Raw genomic sequence first — 18082 nt, 5'->3', positions numbered from 1 at the left:
TCCTCTTAGAACCATTTTTTATGGATGAGATAGAGAGTGAGCGAAACACTCATAGCAAAGGCGATAAAGACGATTAACCAGAAGGCGTGAGGCTCACCGTTCAGAGGGATTTCATTATCCTTGAAGTTCATCCCATAGGCTGAGAAGATCATGGTTGGGACAGACATAACGATGGTCACGAGAGCCAGGGTCTTCATGATGTTGTTCTGGTTATTGGAAATGATAGAGGCAAAGGTCTCTGTCATAGAGTGAAGGACGTTTCCATAGATATCTGCCATCTCGATGGCCTGTTGGGTTTCAATCAGAGTGTCTTCGAGTAGGTCTTCGTCTTCTAGGTATTTCTTGATATTGCTAGTTGCGCTGGTCAATTTCTTAATCACACGCTCGTTCGTCTTCAGTGAGGCCTTGAAATAGACGATGGTCTTTTCCAATTCCATGAGCTCGATCAGCTCTTCGTTTCGAGTAGACTTGTGAAGTTGACTTTCAATTTGTTCACTCTTACGGTCGATCGAACGAAGGGCCGTAAGGTAAAGTTCGGCGTTGCGGTAGAGAATCTGGAAGATAAAGCGTGAACGCATGAAGGTGTAAAAGTTACGCAGTCTACGGTTGATAAAGACATCGAGAACGGGGAGGGGTTCCAAGCAGGTGGTGATAATGGTTTCCTCTGTGATGATAATCCCCAGCGGAATCGTAACGTAGTAGGTACGATTGTTTCTTTCTTCTGTGATGGGAACGTCCACGATGATCAAAGTATACTCATCTTCGATGGTAATACGGGACATTTCTTCCGCATCGAGTGGTGCTCGAAGGTCGGCAATGTCAATGTCAAAGGCGTTGGCGATTTCCAACGATTCATTTTGTGTAGGATTGACGAGGTTGATCCAAGTACCCGGTTCAAGCGTGTCGATCTCTTTAAATTCAGTTGTTGTTGAGAGAAAAACTTGTTTCATATCCCCTATCCTTTCCTACTATTTCAGTGATTCATTTTTTGCACCGTACTATTATACTATAAAAACAGCTTTTTGGGTAATAGAATTTCACATTTTTTGGTATAATGGAAAGCAATAATGGACTAGAAAGAACAAAGATGCAAGATAAAATTGTGATTCATGGGGCGCGTGCCCATAACTTAAAAAATATTGATGTGGAGATTCCGCGAGACAAGCTAGTTGTTGTGACTGGTTTATCAGGGTCTGGGAAATCCAGTCTGGCCTTTGATACCCTCTATGCTGAGGGCCAACGTCGCTATGTAGAGAGTCTATCAGCCTATGCTCGACAATTCTTGGGAAATATGGAGAAACCTGATGTGGATGCCATTGATGGCCTCAGCCCAGCTATTTCCATCGACCAGAAAACCACCAGCAAAAACCCTCGTTCGACCGTGGGAACCACGACTGAAATCAATGATTATCTGCGTCTCCTCTACGCACGTGTGGGGACGCCTTACTGTATCAACGGGCATGGGGCTATCAAGGCTTCTTCTGTAGAACAAATCGTGGATAAGGTCTTGGAATTGCCGGAACGGCAACGTCTGCAAATTTTAGCTCCTGTCATTCGTAAGAAAAAAGGGCAACATAAGAGTGTCATTGAAAAGGTTCAGAAAGACGGTTATGTCCGTGTCCGAGTGGATGGGGAGGTCTATGATGTGACCGAAGTTCCAGAGCTGTCCAAGAGCAAGCAACACAATATTGATGTCGTAGTTGACCGTATTGTTATCAAGGAGGGCATTCGTAGCCGTCTCTTTGACTCCATTGAGGCTGCCCTTCGTATCGCAGAAGGCTATGTGATTGTCGACACTATGGACGATTCGGAGTTGCTCTTCTCTGAGCATTATGCCTGTCCAGTTTGTGGTTTTACCGTACCAGAGTTAGAGCCTCGTCTCTTCTCCTTTAATGCTCCTTTTGGCTCTTGTAGTGAGTGTGACGGTTTGGGTATCAAGCTGGAGGTGGATGTTGACTTGGTGGTTCCTGATACCAGCAAAACTTTGCGTGAGGGAGCCTTGGCACCTTGGAATCCTATCTCATCCAACTACTATCCAAATATGCTTGAGCAGGCCATGACAGCCTTTGGAGTGGATATGGATAAGCCCTTTGAGGACTTGTCAGCAGAAGATAAGAACTTGATTCTCTACGGCTCGGATGGCAAGGAATTCCATTTCCACTATGAAAATGAATTTGGCGGTGTGCGCGATATTGACATTCCTTTTGAGGGGGTTGTCAATAATATCAAGCGTCGTTACCATGAGACTAACAGTGATTACACACGCACCCAAATGCGTCTCTACATGAATGAACTAACCTGCGGAACTTGCCATGGCTACCGTCTCAATGACCAGGCCTTGTCTGTCCGTGTGGGTGGGGAACAAGGACCACATATCGGTGAAATCTCAGACCTGTCTATCGCAGACCACTTGGCTTTGGTGAGCCAGTTGACTCTGTCTGAAAATGAAGCCATCATTGCCCGTCCTATTCTCAAGGAAATCAAGGATCGCTTGACCTTCCTCAATAACGTAGGTCTTAACTATCTGACTCTGTCACGTTCGGCAGGAACCCTATCAGGTGGAGAGAGTCAGCGTATTCGCTTGGCAACCCAGATTGGGTCCAATTTATCCGGTGTCCTTTATATCCTGGATGAGCCGTCGATTGGTCTTCACCAGAGGGATAATGACCGCTTGATTGCCAGTCTGAAAAAGATGCGTGACTTGGGCAATACTCTCATCGTGGTGGAACACGATGAAGATACCATGCGCGAGGCGGATTATCTGATTGATGTTGGTCCGGGTGCTGGTGTTTTTGGTGGAGAGATTGTCGCTGCAGGAACGCCCAAGCAGGTGGCTCGCAACAGCAAGTCTATCACAGGCCAGTACTTATCAGGAAAGCGAGCGATTCCAGTACCAGAAGAGCGCCGTGCCGGAAATGGTCGTTTTATCGAAGTGACAGGAGCGCGTGAGAACAACCTGCAAAATGTCACAGCTCGCTTCCCACTAGGAAAATTCATCGCAGTGACAGGGGTGTCGGGCTCAGGGAAATCGACCCTAATCAATAGCATTCTCAAAAAAGCTATTGCCCAGAAGCTCAACCGCAATTCAGACAAACCTGGTAAGTTTAAAACGATTACAGGGATTGAGCATGTAGACCGCTTGATTGATATTGATCAGAGCCCTATCGGACGAACGCCGAGGTCCAACCCAGCTACCTATACAGGAGTTTTTGACGATATACGTGACCTTTTTGCCCAGACAAATGAGGCTAAGATTCGTGGTTACAAAAAGGGACGTTTCAGTTTCAATGTTAAGGGAGGTCGCTGTGAAGCCTGCTCAGGTGACGGGATCATCAAGATTGAGATGCACTTCTTGCCAGATGTTTATGTGTCTTGTGAGGTCTGCCACGGAACCCGCTACAACAGTGAAACCCTAGAAGTTCACTACAAGGAAAAAAATATTTCACAGGTCTTGGACATGACGGTCAACGATGCGGTGGAATTCTTCCAACATATTCCGAAAATTCAACGTAAACTTCAGACTATCAAGGATGTGGGACTGGGCTATGTGACGCTAGGTCAACCAGCTACCACTCTTTCTGGGGGAGAAGCCCAGCGTATGAAGCTGGCTAGCGAACTCCACAAACGCTCGACAGGCAAGTCATTCTATATTTTGGATGAGCCAACGACAGGGCTTCATACTGAGGACATCGCTCGCTTGCTTAAAGTCTTAGCTCGCTTTGTCGACGATGGAAATACAGTCCTCGTCATCGAGCACAATCTGGATGTCATCAAGACTGCAGACCATATCATTGACTTGGGGCCTGAGGGCGGTGTCGGTGGTGGAACCATCATCGCAACAGGAACACCAGAAGAAGTAGCGGCCAATGAAGCCAGCTACACAGGACACTATTTGAAAGGAAAGTTACATCATGAATAAACGTGTGCAAGCATTTCTAGCTAAAATGCAAGAAAAAGAACTAGATGGTATCATCATCAACAACCTTAAAAACGTCTATTATTTGACTGGTTTTTGGGGTTCAAATGGAACAGTCTTTATCAGCCATGACCGTCAGGTTTTGGTGACAGATTCTCGCTATATCATTGCAGCTAAGCAAGAAGTAACAGGTTTTGAGATTGTGGCTGACCGCGATGAATTGGCTGTCATTGCAGGCATTGTTAAGGATATGGGCTTGTCTCGCGTCGGTTTTGAGGACGAGATTTCGGTCTCTTATTACCATCGTATGCAGGCTGCTTTTGTAGGTTTGGACTTGCTTCCGCAGACTCAGTTTGTTGAAGCGCTTCGGATGATTAAAGATGAAGCGGAGATTGCGACTATTCGCAAGGCTTGTTATATCTCAGACCAAGCTTTCCGAGATGCACTTGACTTTATCAAACCAGGAAAAACTGAGATTGAAATTGCCAACTTCCTTGATTTCCGCATGCGGGAGCTAGGAGCGGCAGGCTTGTCTTTTGATACCATTTTAGCAAGTGGCATCAACTCTTCTAAGCCCCACGCCCATCCAATGCACAAACCGGTTGAAGCGGGAGAAGCTATTACCATGGACTTCGGCTGTCTCTACGACCACTATGTCAGTGATATGACACGGACCATCTACCTCGGTCATGTCAGTGACGAGCAGGCAGAAATATACAATACGGTTCTGAAAGCCAACCAAGCTCTGATTGATCAAGCTAAGGCTGGCTTAGGTTTCCGTGACTTTGACAAAATCCCTCGTGATATTATCATCGAGGCAGGCTATGGCGACTACTTTACCCACGGTATTGGCCACGGTATCGGACTGGATATTCACGAAGAACCTTACTTTAGCCAAACTTCCAAAGAAGTCATTAAATCTGGTATGGTCTTGACTGATGAACCGGGTATTTATATTGAAGGTAAATACGGGGTTCGTATTGAAGATGATATCCTGATTACAGATAACGGTTGCGAATTGTTGACTCTGGCACCGAAGGAATTAATTGTTATTTAAGAAAATTATGATAAATCGTTGACTTTTATATTTTAAAGGTTTATACTGATAGACGAAAACGGTAGGTGAGGCTACCATAGGGATACGGATGACTACCGCAAAGCAGTGGAGACACTACTCGTTGGTCAACAGTCCTGGTCGCGAAGGCTAAGACTAAGCTCATTACATCGCCCTATGGAGTTAAAGCTTGAACGAAAAAACAGATAATTAGTTTTTTAATCCTGCCATTTTATGGTGGGATTTTCTACTGTTTTAGAACAAGGAAAGGAGACAAACGATGCAAATTGACGATCATCCAGAACCGCACATACACAGCCAATCGCTGATTTGTGTCGTTCTGCCCTTATAAAGTGATTGGTCTCTGTGTATGAAACACATCATTCATACAGATAGGAGAAACCAATGAAAACTACAAAAGAAAGATTAGCAACAGCTATTCACATACCTTTAAACGAAACTCTATCTTTTTATAAGACAAGTCTAACAGGCTTGACTGAGGAGCAGTTGGAGAAAAATCGTGACCTATATGGCGAAAACACCATCACCAAGGGTCAAGAAGACAGTATCCTCAAAAAGATTTACGAATCTATTATCAATCCATTTACAATCATCCTCCTGGTCATCGCTATGTTCTCCATGGTGACCAATGTCTGGTTGGCGAAGCCTGGACAAGAAGACCCGACGACCTCTATCATCATCGTTGTCCTAGTCCTCATTTCTGGTGGCATTCGATTTGTCCAAGAATTGCGAAGTGACAAAGCTGCGACCAATCTTTCAAAAATGATTGTGAATACAGCTACGGTTATTCGCGAAGGCCAGAGTTTAGAGATCGCAATTGAAGATTTGGTCGTTGGAGATATAGTCAAATTGAGTGCTGGAGATATGATTCCGGCAGACCTCCTTTTGATTGAATCACGTGATTTCTTTGTTCAACAGTCTGGCTTGACAGGTGAAAGTGATTCGGTTGAAAAATTGGCTTTGTCAAAAATGAGTCAGTCAAATTTTGATAGTCTGCTAGAAGCAGAAGCGCTCGCCTTTATGGGAACCAACGTGATATCAGGAAGTGCCAAGGCTTTGATTCTAGCAGTTGGTGATGACACCATGATGGGGGAAATAGAGCAGACTCTCAATACTTATGACGAACCGACCTCTTTCGAACGGGATATGAACAGTATCTCCTGGCTTTTAATCCGTTTGATGTTGGTCATGGTTCCCATCGTATTTCTTTCCAATGGTTTGACGGATGGAGATTGGTTAGAGGCTGGCGTATTTGCTTTGAGCGTGGGTGTCGGGCTTACACCTGAGATGCTTCCCATGATCATCACGGCCAGTCTAGCAAAAGGCTCCATTATCATGGCCAAGGAAAAAGTCGTCATCAAAAAACTCAATGCCATACAAGATCTAGGTGCTATTGATATCCTATGCACGGATAAAACCGGAACCCTCACCCAAGACGAAATTGTCCTTGAATATCCTTTGGATATACATGGAGATTTGGATTTGTCTGTGTTGAGACGGGCCTACCTCAATTCCTATTTTCAAACGGGATTGAAAAACTTGATGGACCGTGCCATTATCAGTAGAACTGAAAAAGAAGCTAAAGAACACGCTATTCTACAAAATTTGGATACTAGCTTCCAAAAAATAGACGAATTGCCCTTTGATTTTGAACGCAGACGGATGAGTGTCATCGTCAAGGATGAGAACGAAGTTGTTAGTTTGGTAACCAAGGGTGCTCTAGAGGAAATGCTTGCGATTTCAACCCATGTGGAATATCACGGTCAGATTAGCCCTCTGACGGATGATATCCGAGTGGAAATCTTAAAAGAAGTAGATCAACTTAATCAGCAAGGCTTGCGAGTCTTGGGAGTTGCCTATAAAACAGGCCTAAAAGAAGGTTTTGCTTACTCCGTTGAAGATGAAAAAGAGATGACTCTAACAGGTTATCTTGCCTTTCTAGATCCACCAAAACCATCTGCAGCACCTGCTATCCAAGCTTTGTTAGAACACGGTGTTCAAACAAAGATTTTGACGGGAGACAATGAAAAGGTAACCCAAGCAGTTTGCGAAAAAGTTGGTCTAGACGTTGATCAAATCTTGTTGGGTTCTGATATTGACGCCATGACGGACGAAGAGTTGGCTCAAGCAGTTGAGAAGGTGACTGTCTTTGCCAAACTCTCTCCGGATCAAAAAGCACGAATCATTTTACAAATCAAATCGAATGGACATTGTGTCGGCTATATGGGAGATGGAATCAACGATGCCCCTTCTATGAAAGTGGCAGATGTGGGGATTTCTGTTGATACAGCAGTAGATATTGCCAAAGAAACGGCTGATGTCATTTTGCTAGATAAGGATTTGATGGTGCTTGAAAAAGGTCTGGTTGAAGGACGCAAAGTCTATGCCAACATGACCAAATATATCAAGATGACGGTCAGCTCTAATTTCGGGAATATTCTGTCACTCTTAGTGTCTGGTATCTTTTTACCTTTCCTCCCTATGGCTCCGATTCACTTGATTGTGTTAAACCTCGTCTACGACCTTTCTTGCATTGCCTTGCCATTTGATAATGTAGATGAAGACTTTTTGAAGCATCCCCATAAGTGGGAAGCCAAGTCTATTACTCGTTTTATGATTTGGATGGGTCCGATTTCTTCTGCCTTTGATATTTTGACCTTTATCTTACTCTATTTTGTCATTGTTCCAATGGCGACAGGTCAAGCTTATGCTCACGGAGCAGAGGCTGCAACGGGCTTTATCATCTTGTTCCAGACAGGTTGGTTCATTGAATCCATGTGGTCCCAAACCATGGTTATCCATATGCTTCGTTCAGCAAAACTTCCTTTCTTACAAAGTCGTCCATCATGGTTTGTTCTTGGAACAACCTTGCTAGCAGCTAGTTTTGTGACCTTCCTTCCCTACTCTTCAATTGCTAGCCTGCTTCATTTAACCCCTTTGGAACCAATTTATTTCCTCTTTTTGCTTTTGATTATCGTTCTCTATATGATAAGTGTTACAGTTGTGAAACGATTGTATATCAAAAAATTTAAAAGTTGGTTATAAATTGATTTTGTCAAGAAAAAAGTACGAAAATCGCGAAAAAAGTTAATTTTTTTTAAAAATAGGTCGCAAGTCGGATGTTTTTTATGGTATAATAGACTAAACTGATAGTAACATGTAGCGAAAGGGGTAGGTACATGATCAAAATTTATACAGTCTCAAGTTGTACTAGCTGTAAAAAAGCGAAAACCTGGCTCAATGCCCACCAGTTAAGTTATAAAGAACAAAATCTCGGTAAAGAAGGAATTACAAGAGAAGAGTTATTAGATATTCTCACGAAAACAGATAATGGAATTGCCAGTATCGTTTCGTCAAAAAACCGCTACGCTAAGGCACTTGGAGTTGACATCGAGGATTTGAGTGTCAATGAAGTGCTCAACTTAATCATGGAAACACCACGGATCTTAAAGAGTCCGATTCTCGTTGACGAGAAGCGCCTACAAGTCGGCTATAAAGAAGATGATATCCGTGCCTTCTTGCCACGCTCTGTCCGTAATGTAGAAAATGCAGAAGCACGTCTACGTGCAGCTCTATAAAACATCAAGGCTGGGAGTGACTCCTGGCCTTGTTTGCTCTTTTGTTTTAAAATCATGTGAGGAATTATGAAAAAGTTACTAATTGCTAGTTTTGCTCTCCTCTTTTTGCTTGCGGGATGTGGGCAAAAAAAGGAAACTCCTGCTGCTTCCACAACAGCATCTGACCCCATCCAATCCAACCTTCCCGTTTTGGACAATGCCGAAAAGAATACGGTTGTCACCAAGACCTTGCTGATGCCGAAGTCAGAAAATGGAACGCAGCAGATTCAGACCATTACTTATAAAGGCAATCAGTTTTTGACCTTGACCATCCAGCAAAAACGACCTGTCGGGGATGAACTCAAGACCTTTATCTCTGAAAATGGCCTAGAGGAGACGCAAAAAGCGCTTCTAGAAGCGGAAGAAAAGGATGAGACCATCCAAGAGGCACGCAAACTAGCAGGATTCAAACTGGAAACCAAGCTACTCAGCGAGACAGAAATCCAGACGACAACGACTTATGATTTTCAAGTATTGGATGTCAAAAAGGCATCTCAGCTGGAATATTTAAAAAATATCGGCCTTGAAAATCTCTTAAAAAACGAACCTAGCCAATATATTGCAGATAGAGTGGCAAATGGGGCGACAGAACAATAGAAAATCCAAATTAATCGACTGACTTATTTGTAGAACGTCAGGGAATGTGCTATAATAGTACTATTCTAAGGAAAGAGGGTGTTAGAATGGGATTTACTGAAGAAACTGTACGGTTTAAATTGGATGATTCCAATAAGAAAGAAATTAGCGAAACGTTGACAGACGTCTATGCTTCTTTGAACGACAAGGGCTACAATCCGATTAACCAGATCGTCGGTTATGTATTGAGTGGTGACCCTGCCTACGTTCCTCGTTATAACAATGCGCGAAATCAAATCCGTAAGTATGAGCGTGATGAAATTGTTGAAGAATTGGTACGCTACTACCTTAAGGGACAAGGAGTCGATCTATAATCTATGAGAATTATGGGATTGGACGTCGGTTCAAAAACAGTAGGGGTGGCGATTAGCGATCCCCTAGGCTTCACCGCTCAGGGACTTGAAATCATCCAGATTAATGAGGACCAGGGCCAGTTTGGTTTTGACCGGATCAAGGAATTGGTTGACAGCTATAAGGTAGAACGCTTTGTAGTTGGTCTGCCTAAAAACATGAACAATACCAGTGGACCGCGGGTAGAAGCTAGTCAAGCCTACGGAGCAAAATTAGAGGAGCTTTTTGGTTTACCAGTAGACTATCAAGATGAGCGTCTGACGACTGTCGCTGCGGAACGTATGCTGATTGAGCAAGCAGATATCAGTCGTAACAAACGCAAGAAAGTTATTGATAAGTTGGCTGCTCAGCTGATTTTGCAAAATTATTTAGATAGAAAATTTTAAGACAGAGGAGAAACTATGTCACACGATCACAACCATGATCACGAAGAACGTGAATTGATTACACTTGTTGATGAACAAGGAAATGAAACTTTATTTGAAATCCTTTTGACCATTGATGGAAAAGAAGAATTTGGTAAAAACTATGTTCTGCTAGTGCCAGTTAACGCAGAAGAAGATGAAAATGGTGAAGTTGAAATCCAAGCTTACTCATTCATCGAAAATGAAGACGGAACAGAAGGCGAATTGCAACCAATCCCAGAAGACTCAGAAGACGAATGGAACATGATTGAAGAAGTCTTCAACAGCTTTATGGAGGAGTGATACAGTCTGGGAGACTGTATCACCCCAACTCCTAGAAACTAGAAAGAGTTGGAACATCCGGTGGATGTTTTTAGCCCTGCGCCAGAAATTAGAAACGCAGGAACGTCCGGTGGACGTTTTTAGCCCACGTTGAAATTCATAGTAGCTAGTGATTAGCTAACCAGGTAAGAGGTCGGGATTTTAGTCCCGACCTCGCTTTTTATTTGTAATCATACTTTGATGCGGTAGTTGATTGGACTTTTGTTAAGGAGACATGTATGTTTGAAGTAGAAGAATGGCTTCATAGTCGGATTGGTTTAAACTTTAGATCTGGACTTGGACGAATGCAACGAGCGGTGGATTTGTTGGGGAATCCTGAGAAGACATATCCTATTATCCATGTAACAGGGACTAACGGTAAAGGGTCAACTATTGCTTTTATGAGGGAGCTGTTTGTTGCTCATGGTAAAAAAGTTGGTACTTTTACCTCTCCTCATATCATCAGTATCCATGATCGAATCTGTATCAATGGACAACCGATCGCGGAGGAAGACTTTGTCCGTATAGCTAACCAAGTCAAAGAGATGGAGAAAACTCTCTTAGAAACGCATGATCAATTGTCTTTCTTTGAGTTGTTGACCTTGATTGCCTTGCTTTACTTTAAAGAGCAGGGAGTGGATTTGGTTTTGCTAGAAGTGGGGATAGGTGGTCTACTTGATACTACTAATGTCGTAACAGGAGAGATTGCAGTTATTACTTCCATTGGGCTAGATCATCAGGAGACCTTGGGCGATAATCTGGAGGAAATAGCCGAGCAGAAAGCTGGCATTTTCAAGGCTGGCAAGAAGGCGGTCATTGCCAAGCTTACTCCAGAAGCGGAGCTTGTCTGTCAAAATACAGCAAGAGAGTTAACTGTGGATCTCTATCAAGCTGGGCGAGACTTCTCCTTGAATGCTGGGGATTTTTCAAGTAGCCTAGCGAGTTTTTCACAACTTGAAATCAGTTTGGAAGGTGTTTATCAGCAAGAAAATGCTGCCTTGGCTTTGGAAACTTTTCTTCTGTTTATGGCGTCAAGAGGTGAAAGGGTCGAAGAAGTGCTTGTCAGACGGGCCTTGCAAGAGACCCACTGGGCAGGTCGATTGGAACGGATTCGTCCGCAAATCTACCTAGATGGGGCTCACAATCTGCCAGCCTTGACTCGTCTAGTTGAGTTTATCCAAGGGAAAATCCAGCAAGGTTATCAAATTCGCATTCTTTTTGGCGCCCTTAAACGCAAGGATTATCAGGGGATGCTAGGCTATCTATCTAAGCAGTTGCCTGAGGTGGAACTTAAGATAACAGGCTTTGACTACCAAGGCTCTCTGGATGAAAAGGATGTGGTAGGTTACGATTTGATTTCTTCCTATGGCGATTTTATCAGAGAATTTGAAGAAAGGGCCAATAATCAGGACCTGCTTTTCGTGACGGGTTCACTCTACTTTATCTCAGAAGTCCGAGCGAGTTTGGTAGGAAGCGACGAGATTAGTTGACCTTCTAGGTTTATGTTGCTATACTGTAGGTAGGATGTATATCTGGAAACGATTCCAGCAAAACATTGGCACAAAAGAAAGGAAATCGCTATGAAAACGAAAACATTCACACTTTCTATTGCTTCCCTAGCAATTCTTAGTCTTTTAGCAGCTTGTGGACCTAAGGCACAAGCCCCTACCCAGCAATCTGCTCAGCAATCATCTACTCAACAAGAATCATCTTCTAGCGCTACGACAAGTGCTAGTCAACCGCAGGCATCCTCAAGTCAGGACACTACTGTAGCTCAACCTACGAATATCGATGGTACCTATACTGGAAAGGATGAGAATGACCAAATCACTCTTGTTGTAACAGGTAAAACTGGTACATGGACTGAGGTCGAGCCAGATGGAGATAAGGAAATCAAGCAAGTCAGCTTTGAGCCAGAAAATCAACGTGTCATTATCGGTGATGATGTCAAAATTTACACGGTTAATGGTAATCAATTGATTATCGATGATATGGACCGAGAGGCATCTGACCGAGTGGTATTAACTAAGCAATAATGATTAAGTAAAAGTTCCAATGAGATGAAAGCTATCTTTTTGGAGCTTTTTTCTTGAAAAAAGGGTTGGGTGTTCTTTACTAACTTTTTACTTAAAACGCTTACAAATGTTTGTAAAACTTCTTATAAGGTCGTATACTTATAGTAAATAATCAATTAGCGCAGAGGCGCAGGAGGAAAAGCATATGGCTACATTTTATGTTCCGGCAGTTAACCTTATCGGTAAAGGTGTTGTAAATGAAGTAGGTCCGTATATCAAGGAATTGGGGTATAAGAAGGCCCTTTTGGTGACAGATAAGTTCATCGAAGGCAGTGATATTTTACCTAAGGTCCTAAAACCATTAGATGCTGAAGGGGTCGAATATGTGATTTTTAGCGATGTGGAGCCAAATCCGACTTGCAAGAATGTCACAGATGGAGTGGCTGCCCTGAAAGAGCATGGATGTGACTTCATCATCAGTCTTGGAGGAGGATCTCCTCAGGATGCGGCTAGCTGTATCTCTATCATCGCTACAAATGGTGGAAAACCACAGGACTACGAAGGTCTTCACAAGTCTGCTAAAAAAGGCTTGCCAGTGGTTGCAATCAATACAACAGCTGGAACTTCTGCAGAAATCACTATTAACTATGTTATTACTGACGAAGAGCGCAAGGTCAAGATGGTAATGGTTGATAAGAACAGCCTCGCCCTCATCTCTGTCAATGATCCAGAACTCATGCTTTCAAAGCCGAAAGGATTGACAGCAGCGACAGGTATGGATGCTCTTACTCACGCTGTCGAAGCCTTGGTAACACCAGGTGCTTATAATGTGACCAAGAAACTTTCTATCGGAGCGATTGAACTCATCAAGGAGTATCTTCCTCGTGCTGTGGCAAATGGCCAAGATATTGAAGCGCGTGAGGGTATGGTCAATGCCATCTTCCTCGGTGGTATGAGCTTTAACAATGCTGGTTTGGGTTATGTTCATTCTATGGCTCACCAACTCGGTGCGGTATATAACTTGCCACATGGTGTCTGCTGTGCCATGCTTCTCCCAGTTGTAGAACGTGAAAATGCCAAGCGTGTACCAGAAGCTTTCCGCAATGTGGCCAAGGCCTTGGGACTCCATGTTGAAGGGAAAACAGACCAAGAATGTGCTGACTATGCTATCGCTGAGATTGAGAAACTTTCTGAAACTGTTGGTATTCCGAAGAAACTCACTGAACTCGGTATCCAAGAAAAAGACTTTGACTTTGACTACCTTTCTAAGAATGCTTTGATTGATGCATGTGCGCCAGGCAATCCATTTATGCCAACTTTAGAAGAAACCATTGCTCTCTACAAAGAACTTTTTTAAAGACTAAGTAGAGTGGAAGGAACTTATTCTTCAAAATATAAATAATATTGGAAAGAACTATCATTTTGGTAGTTCTTTTTTTTAAAATTTGCTATCCTAGACATATGAGAAAAATCAAAATTGATGTGGTTGTAGTACCCTTAAGTGGGCATCTCTTCCCAACACTGAATTTACTTGCACCCTTGTTGAAGGATCCCTTGTATGAGATTCGATTATTTACAGGACCGCAACGAAAAACTGTAGCAGAGGAGATGGGATTCCGAGTGATTTCCATTTTAGAAAATTGTGTAGATGAGTTTGAGCGTGTAGCCAACAATGAAGGTCAATTAAACCTGTTTTCTGCTTATCGACAGTTGTCAGCTAGTCTTGATTTGATCAATGTGGTTTCAGATCAATTAGTGCAAGAGTGGCAGGAAAATAGACCGGATATTGTGATTGCGGACTTTATAACCCTCTCTGGAGGACTTGTTGCGGAACAGTTGAATATTCCCTGGATTACCACGATGGCGACACAGTTTGCCATTGAAACGACAGATGGACCGCCTTGTTTCTTTGGAGGATTGGGCAGTCCAAAAACATCTTTCCAATCTGGTCTGCAATGGCTAGGAAGAAAAGGGACTCGTTTAGGGAAACGAATCGTAAGCTTTTTATTGAGAGAACGATTGAAACGTTACGATTTTAAACTTTACAATCAGAAAGGTCAGGAAACCATCTATTCACCCTATTCCATCTTGGGAATTGGGATGAAAGAGTTGGAGCTGAAAAGTGGTTTTCCAGAGCACTACCTTTGGGTGGGACCTTTTGGGTCTTCGATTGAGAGGGCAGAAAATTATCCCCTCGATTTGTCTCCTTATGCAGGTTATAAGAAGGTCCTTGTCTCCTGTGGCACTCAGCTAGCATGGGCCAAAGACAATCTCCTCTATCAGACACAACAATTGGCAGAAGCACATCCAGATTGCCACTTCTTTGTGACTCTGGGGTTTGGCGGACAAGACTTCCAATGTGAAGAGTTCATGGACAATGTTTCTGTGGTATCCTATCTTCCCTATAAGGAGTACATTCCTCAGATGGATTATGTGATTCATCATGGTGGTGCGGGTATTTTTTACCAGTGTATCATCTATGGTAAGCCTGCCTTGATTCTCCCCCATGACTATGATCAGTATGACTATGCAGTTCGTGGATTAGAGGCAGGGATTGCCTTGACTGCTAAACGAGAGGATACGGAAGCGATTGGACGTGCCTTTGATGAGTTGTTGGCTAGAGATGACTGGCCAGACTTGAACAGACTTAGTCGTGCAGCTCAAATCTATCAGCCAACAGAGATTCTGAAGAGCGAAATACATCGGCTCTTAGGGGACAAGGAGAAGTAAAGAATGAAGAAAGTATTGGTAACAGGTGCTACGGGCTTTCTAGGCAAGTATGTTGTTGAAGAGCTCAGTCAGCAGGGCTATCAGGTACGCGCTTTTGGACGCAATCGCAAGGTGGGTCAGTCTTTAGAGAACTCCTCTGTGGCATTTTTTCAGGGGGATTTGACCAAGCAAGAGGATTTGGCTCGGGCTTGTCAGGGGATGGACATGGTTGTGCATGCGGGTGCTCTTTCTACCGTTTGGGGGCCTTGGGAGGATTTCTACCAGACAAATGTCTTAGGGACCAAGTATGTTCTGAATGCTTGCCGAGAGGCTGGTATTCAGCGTTTGGTTTATGTGTCCTCGCCTAGCATCTATGCTGCGCCTCGAGATCAGTTAGCTATCAAAGAAAGTGCTGCTCCTCAGGAAAATAATCTGAACAACTACATTCGTAGTAAGCTGGCTTCGGAGAAGCTGTTTAAGGATTATCCCGATGTTCCGAGTATTATTTTACGACCTCGTGGGCTTTTTGGGATTGGGGATACCAGTATTTTGCCCCGAGTTCTCAAACTCAGTCAGAAGATTGGCATTCCCTTGATAGGGGATGGTCGTCAGCTCATGGATATGACCTGTGTGGAAAATGTCGCTCTGGCAATTCGCTTGGCACTAGAGGCCCCTCAAGCTAGTGGCGAAGTTTATAATATTACCAATGGGGAACCAAGAGCCTTTAAGGATTTGATAGAAGAAACCTTGAGAGGGTTGGGCTATCCAATAACATACAGAAAAGTGCCAGCTCCTCTTCTTTCAGTTATTGCTAGTAGTTTAGAGTTTCTGTATAAGGTCTTGAAACTCAAAGGTGAACCGCCTCTGACACGCTATACCTATTATCTGCTCCGTTATAGTCAGACGCTGGACATCAGCAAGGCGGAGCGAGACTTGGGGTATCACCCTCAAATCAGTATTTCGGAAGGGATTGAACAATATGTCCAAGATTATCGAAAGCATTGATTATTTCCCAGCAGGCTACTGTACCAGCTACACAGGTTTGCTATTTAAGGGAGTTAAGAATCAAAAGATGACCTTTCCAGCAGGTGTTTTTCTTATCAAACACAGGGACAAGGGCTATCTCCTCTATGACACAGGCTATCATTACGATATTAAGACCCATCTTCGCTATGGCTTCTATCGGCTAGGAACGCCCGTTCAAATGACGGAGAAGAACCAGATTTCTCGTTTGCTGGAAGCGAAGGGAATCAAACCAGAAGAAATTAACTATGTTCTTCTATCACACCTACATCCAGATCATCTGGGAGGAGCTAGTTTCTTTCCTCATGCAACCTTTATCTTGACAAAAGAAGTATATGAAGTCTACCAAAAACCCAAGTTGAAAGACTTGATTTTCAAGGAGTTTTTACCAGCTTCTTTTGAGAAAAATCTAACCATTATCAGAGCTGACCAGCAAGATTCAACTTTTCCCTATCGTCCGATTTGTGATCTTTTTGGAGATGGCAGTATCCTAGTTGCTTCTGTTGATGGGCATGCTAGAGGGCAAGCCTGTCTATATTTTCCAGACCTTAATCTCCTCATTGCAGCGGACCTCTGTTGGGGAATTGACCTCTTACCTTACACCAAGCAGATGCACCTGATTCCTTCCTTTGTTCAGGATAATAAGTCTGACTATATCAGGGGGACAGAGTTTCTGGAGGAAGTCTTAAAGGACGGTATCGAGGTAGTTGTTAGCCATGATCCTGTAGAAAGGATAGAGTCAATCTTACATGAAAAAAATAACCTTTCTTAAAACCTTTATCCAAACTCGTTGGCTTCATCATTTCAAATCTCGAGAAGCTGTAGAAAACTATCAGAAAAAGCAATTAGCTAACTATATGGACTTTTTAAAGCGAGAGTCGCCCTACTTTAAAAATGGGGTTCCTAGCAACTTTGACCATATGGACAAGGCTTTTATGATGGAACATTTCAATGAGCTCAACACCCAAGGAGTGGATCGTGATGAAGCCTTATCCTTAGCTATTGAAAGTGAGAAGACCCGTGACTTCACTGAACTTAAAGGGGAAGTAGCCGTCGGTCTGTCTTCAGGGACGTCTGGACATCGGGGGCTCTTTATCACAACAGAGAAAGAGCGAAGTATGTGGGCTGCGGCTATCTTGGCAAAGATGTTGCCCAAGGGGCAGCTTTTTGGACACCGCATCGCCTTTTTCCTGAGAGCTGATAATGAACTCTATCAGACCATCAATACAGCGCTCATTCGTCTAGAGTATTTTGATATTTTCAAACATACAGATGAGCATATCGATCGACTCAACAACTATCAACCAACGATTATTGTGGCGCCAGCCTCGATGTTGATTGAATTGAGCAAGCGTCTTAAGGATGGAGAGTTAGCTATTCACCCACAAAAAATCGTTTCGGTGGCGGAAATCTTGGAAGATAGTGATAGGGGACGGATCGCAGAAGCCTTTTCACTATCCATCATTGACCAAGTTTATCAGGCGACAGAAGGTTTCCTAGCCTGCACTTGCTCAGCTGGCAATCTACATCTCAACGAAGACATTATCTTTGTAGAAAAGCAGTATCTAGATGACCACCGTTTTTATCCAGTGATTACGGACTTTAAGCGAAGTAGTCAGCCTGTTTATCGCTACCAGCTCAATGATATCTTGGTTGAAAATCCGGAGCCTTGTCCCTGTGGCTCCTACTATACACGGATTGACAAGGTCGAAGGACGCTCTGATGATATCTTCTACTTTAAAGGGCAGAATGGCGGGCAGGTAACGATCTATCCAGACTTTATCAGGCGTTGTATCCTCTTTGTGGAGAATGTAGGAGATTACCAAGTTAAGCAACATTCTGAGAAATTAGTGGAAGTTTGTCTAAGCCGACGAGATGAGGACGTAGAGACAGCAATTTTAGCACAGTTCCAACTCTTGGCCCAGCAAAAAGAGTTCATAGTTCCTCAAATCCAATTTTCAGATTATCACTGGGATACTAGCCGTAAACTCAAACGTATCCAACGTTTATGAAAG

Annotated in this window: 16 protein-coding genes and 1 riboswitch; of the genes, 15 read left to right on the top strand and 1 reads right to left on the bottom strand. The window is 43.4% G+C overall.

What is annotated here, in order from left to right; translation table 11 throughout:
• Window positions 1-5 precede the first annotated feature (5 nt).
• Window positions 6-950, bottom strand: coding sequence for a magnesium transporter CorA family protein (locus HMPREF2655_RS00545; RefSeq protein ID WP_000815617.1), 945 nt, complete (start codon window positions 948-950; stop codon window positions 6-8).
• Between the two features lie 137 nt (window positions 951-1087).
• Between HMPREF2655_RS00545 and uvrA the strand changes: the two genes are divergently transcribed.
• The 15 genes from uvrA (at window position 1088) to HMPREF2655_RS00470 (ending at window position 18079) form a co-directional block, all read left to right on the top strand.
• A complete protein-coding gene (gene uvrA, locus HMPREF2655_RS00540; RefSeq protein ID WP_070837127.1) occupies window positions 1088-3919 on the top strand; it encodes an excinuclease ABC subunit UvrA in 2832 nt (943 codons plus the stop codon).
• Window positions 3912-4973, top strand: coding sequence for a M24 family metallopeptidase (locus tag HMPREF2655_RS00535; RefSeq protein ID WP_070799903.1), 1062 nt, complete (start codon window positions 3912-3914; stop codon window positions 4971-4973). Before uvrA ends, HMPREF2655_RS00535 begins: the two co-directional genes overlap by 8 nt.
• Before the next feature lie 55 nt (window positions 4974-5028).
• Window positions 5029-5180, top strand: a riboswitch (M-box (ykoK) riboswitch).
• Between the two features lie 195 nt (window positions 5181-5375).
• Window positions 5376-8036 (top strand): magnesium-translocating P-type ATPase, encoded by a 2661-nt coding sequence (gene mgtA, locus HMPREF2655_RS00530; protein WP_070837126.1) that lies wholly within the window; start codon window positions 5376-5378, stop codon window positions 8034-8036.
• A 134-nt stretch (window positions 8037-8170) separates the two neighbouring features.
• Window positions 8171-8569, top strand: coding sequence for a transcriptional regulator Spx (gene spx / locus HMPREF2655_RS00525; RefSeq protein ID WP_000591165.1), 399 nt, complete (start codon window positions 8171-8173; stop codon window positions 8567-8569).
• Window positions 8570-8635: 66 nt separating this feature from the next.
• Window positions 8636-9205, top strand: a complete 570-nt coding sequence (locus tag HMPREF2655_RS00520) for an SP0191 family lipoprotein (protein ID WP_000734685.1) — start codon at window positions 8636-8638, stop codon at window positions 9203-9205.
• 86 nt (window positions 9206-9291) lie between these two features.
• The gene (locus HMPREF2655_RS00515) at window positions 9292-9558 is read left to right on the top strand and encodes an IreB family regulatory phosphoprotein (RefSeq protein WP_000507059.1); all 267 of its coding nucleotides are present in this window, start codon (window positions 9292-9294) and stop codon (window positions 9556-9558) included.
• Window positions 9559-9561: 3 nt separating this feature from the next.
• Window positions 9562-9981 (top strand): Holliday junction resolvase RuvX, encoded by a 420-nt coding sequence (gene ruvX / locus HMPREF2655_RS00510; protein ID WP_002876031.1) that lies wholly within the window; start codon window positions 9562-9564, stop codon window positions 9979-9981.
• 15 nt (window positions 9982-9996) lie between these two features.
• Window positions 9997-10302 carry a DUF1292 domain-containing protein gene (locus HMPREF2655_RS00505; RefSeq protein WP_000017624.1) on the top strand — a complete coding sequence of 102 codons (306 nt, stop codon included), beginning with the start codon at window positions 9997-9999 and terminating at the stop codon, window positions 10300-10302.
• Window positions 10303-10559: 257 nt separating this feature from the next.
• Entirely contained in the window at window positions 10560-11810 is a 1251-nt protein-coding gene (locus HMPREF2655_RS00500) for a bifunctional folylpolyglutamate synthase/dihydrofolate synthase (RefSeq protein WP_070837124.1), read from the top strand.
• A 90-nt stretch (window positions 11811-11900) separates the two neighbouring features.
• Window positions 11901-12356 carry an SP_0198 family lipoprotein gene (locus tag HMPREF2655_RS00495; protein WP_070799905.1) on the top strand — a complete coding sequence of 152 codons (456 nt, stop codon included), beginning with the start codon at window positions 11901-11903 and terminating at the stop codon, window positions 12354-12356.
• Window positions 12357-12540: 184 nt separating this feature from the next.
• Complete coding sequence (locus tag HMPREF2655_RS00490) at window positions 12541-13692, top strand: iron-containing alcohol dehydrogenase (RefSeq protein WP_000190391.1); 1152 nt, start codon at window positions 12541-12543, stop codon at window positions 13690-13692.
• Between the two features lie 104 nt (window positions 13693-13796).
• Window positions 13797-15065, top strand: coding sequence for a glycosyltransferase (locus HMPREF2655_RS00485; RefSeq protein ID WP_070534629.1), 1269 nt, complete (start codon window positions 13797-13799; stop codon window positions 15063-15065).
• Between the two features lie 3 nt (window positions 15066-15068).
• The gene (locus HMPREF2655_RS00480; RefSeq protein ID WP_000757305.1) at window positions 15069-16049 is read left to right on the top strand and encodes an NAD-dependent epimerase/dehydratase family protein; all 981 of its coding nucleotides are present in this window, start codon (window positions 15069-15071) and stop codon (window positions 16047-16049) included.
• Window positions 16024-16839 carry an MBL fold metallo-hydrolase gene (locus HMPREF2655_RS00475; RefSeq protein ID WP_000034630.1) on the top strand — a complete coding sequence of 272 codons (816 nt, stop codon included), beginning with the start codon at window positions 16024-16026 and terminating at the stop codon, window positions 16837-16839. Before HMPREF2655_RS00480 ends, HMPREF2655_RS00475 begins: the two co-directional genes overlap by 26 nt.
• Window positions 16817-18079 (top strand): F390 synthetase-related protein, encoded by a 1263-nt coding sequence (locus HMPREF2655_RS00470; RefSeq protein WP_000724366.1) that lies wholly within the window; start codon window positions 16817-16819, stop codon window positions 18077-18079. The genes HMPREF2655_RS00475 and HMPREF2655_RS00470 overlap by 23 nt, the downstream gene beginning before the upstream one ends.
• Window positions 18080-18082 lie beyond the last annotated feature (3 nt).

Origin of the sequence: Streptococcus sp. HMSC066F01 (genome assembly GCF_001837335.1) — a bacterium.
In the GTDB taxonomy this organism is placed as follows: Bacteria; Bacillota; Bacilli; order Lactobacillales; family Streptococcaceae; genus Streptococcus; species Streptococcus oralis_S.
Note: the sequence above shows the minus strand (reverse complement) of the source record. Positions and strands in the feature narration are given on the sequence as shown.

Excerpts from the sequence above, each read along its gene's own strand:
- HMPREF2655_RS00545 (WP_000815617.1), bottom strand. The coding sequence starts at position 950 with ATGAAACAAGTTTTTCTCTCAACAACAACTGAATTTAAAGAGATCGAC.
- uvrA (WP_070837127.1), top strand. The coding sequence starts at position 1,088 with ATGCAAGATAAAATTGTGATTCATGGGGCGCGTGCCCATAACTTAAAA.
- HMPREF2655_RS00535 (WP_070799903.1), top strand. The coding sequence starts at position 3,912 with ATGAATAAACGTGTGCAAGCATTTCTAGCTAAAATGCAAGAAAAAGAA.
- mgtA (WP_070837126.1), top strand. The coding sequence starts at position 5,376 with ATGAAAACTACAAAAGAAAGATTAGCAACAGCTATTCACATACCTTTA.
- spx (WP_000591165.1), top strand. The coding sequence starts at position 8,171 with ATGATCAAAATTTATACAGTCTCAAGTTGTACTAGCTGTAAAAAAGCG.
- HMPREF2655_RS00520 (WP_000734685.1), top strand. The coding sequence starts at position 8,636 with ATGAAAAAGTTACTAATTGCTAGTTTTGCTCTCCTCTTTTTGCTTGCG.
- HMPREF2655_RS00515 (WP_000507059.1), top strand. The coding sequence starts at position 9,292 with ATGGGATTTACTGAAGAAACTGTACGGTTTAAATTGGATGATTCCAAT.
- ruvX (WP_002876031.1), top strand. The coding sequence starts at position 9,562 with ATGAGAATTATGGGATTGGACGTCGGTTCAAAAACAGTAGGGGTGGCG.
- HMPREF2655_RS00505 (WP_000017624.1), top strand. The coding sequence starts at position 9,997 with ATGTCACACGATCACAACCATGATCACGAAGAACGTGAATTGATTACA.
- HMPREF2655_RS00500 (WP_070837124.1), top strand. The coding sequence starts at position 10,560 with ATGTTTGAAGTAGAAGAATGGCTTCATAGTCGGATTGGTTTAAACTTT.
- HMPREF2655_RS00495 (WP_070799905.1), top strand. The coding sequence starts at position 11,901 with ATGAAAACGAAAACATTCACACTTTCTATTGCTTCCCTAGCAATTCTT.
- HMPREF2655_RS00490 (WP_000190391.1), top strand. The coding sequence starts at position 12,541 with ATGGCTACATTTTATGTTCCGGCAGTTAACCTTATCGGTAAAGGTGTT.
- HMPREF2655_RS00485 (WP_070534629.1), top strand. The coding sequence starts at position 13,797 with ATGAGAAAAATCAAAATTGATGTGGTTGTAGTACCCTTAAGTGGGCAT.
- HMPREF2655_RS00480 (WP_000757305.1), top strand. The coding sequence starts at position 15,069 with ATGAAGAAAGTATTGGTAACAGGTGCTACGGGCTTTCTAGGCAAGTAT.
- HMPREF2655_RS00475 (WP_000034630.1), top strand. The coding sequence starts at position 16,024 with ATGTCCAAGATTATCGAAAGCATTGATTATTTCCCAGCAGGCTACTGT.
- HMPREF2655_RS00470 (WP_000724366.1), top strand. The coding sequence starts at position 16,817 with ATGAAAAAAATAACCTTTCTTAAAACCTTTATCCAAACTCGTTGGCTT.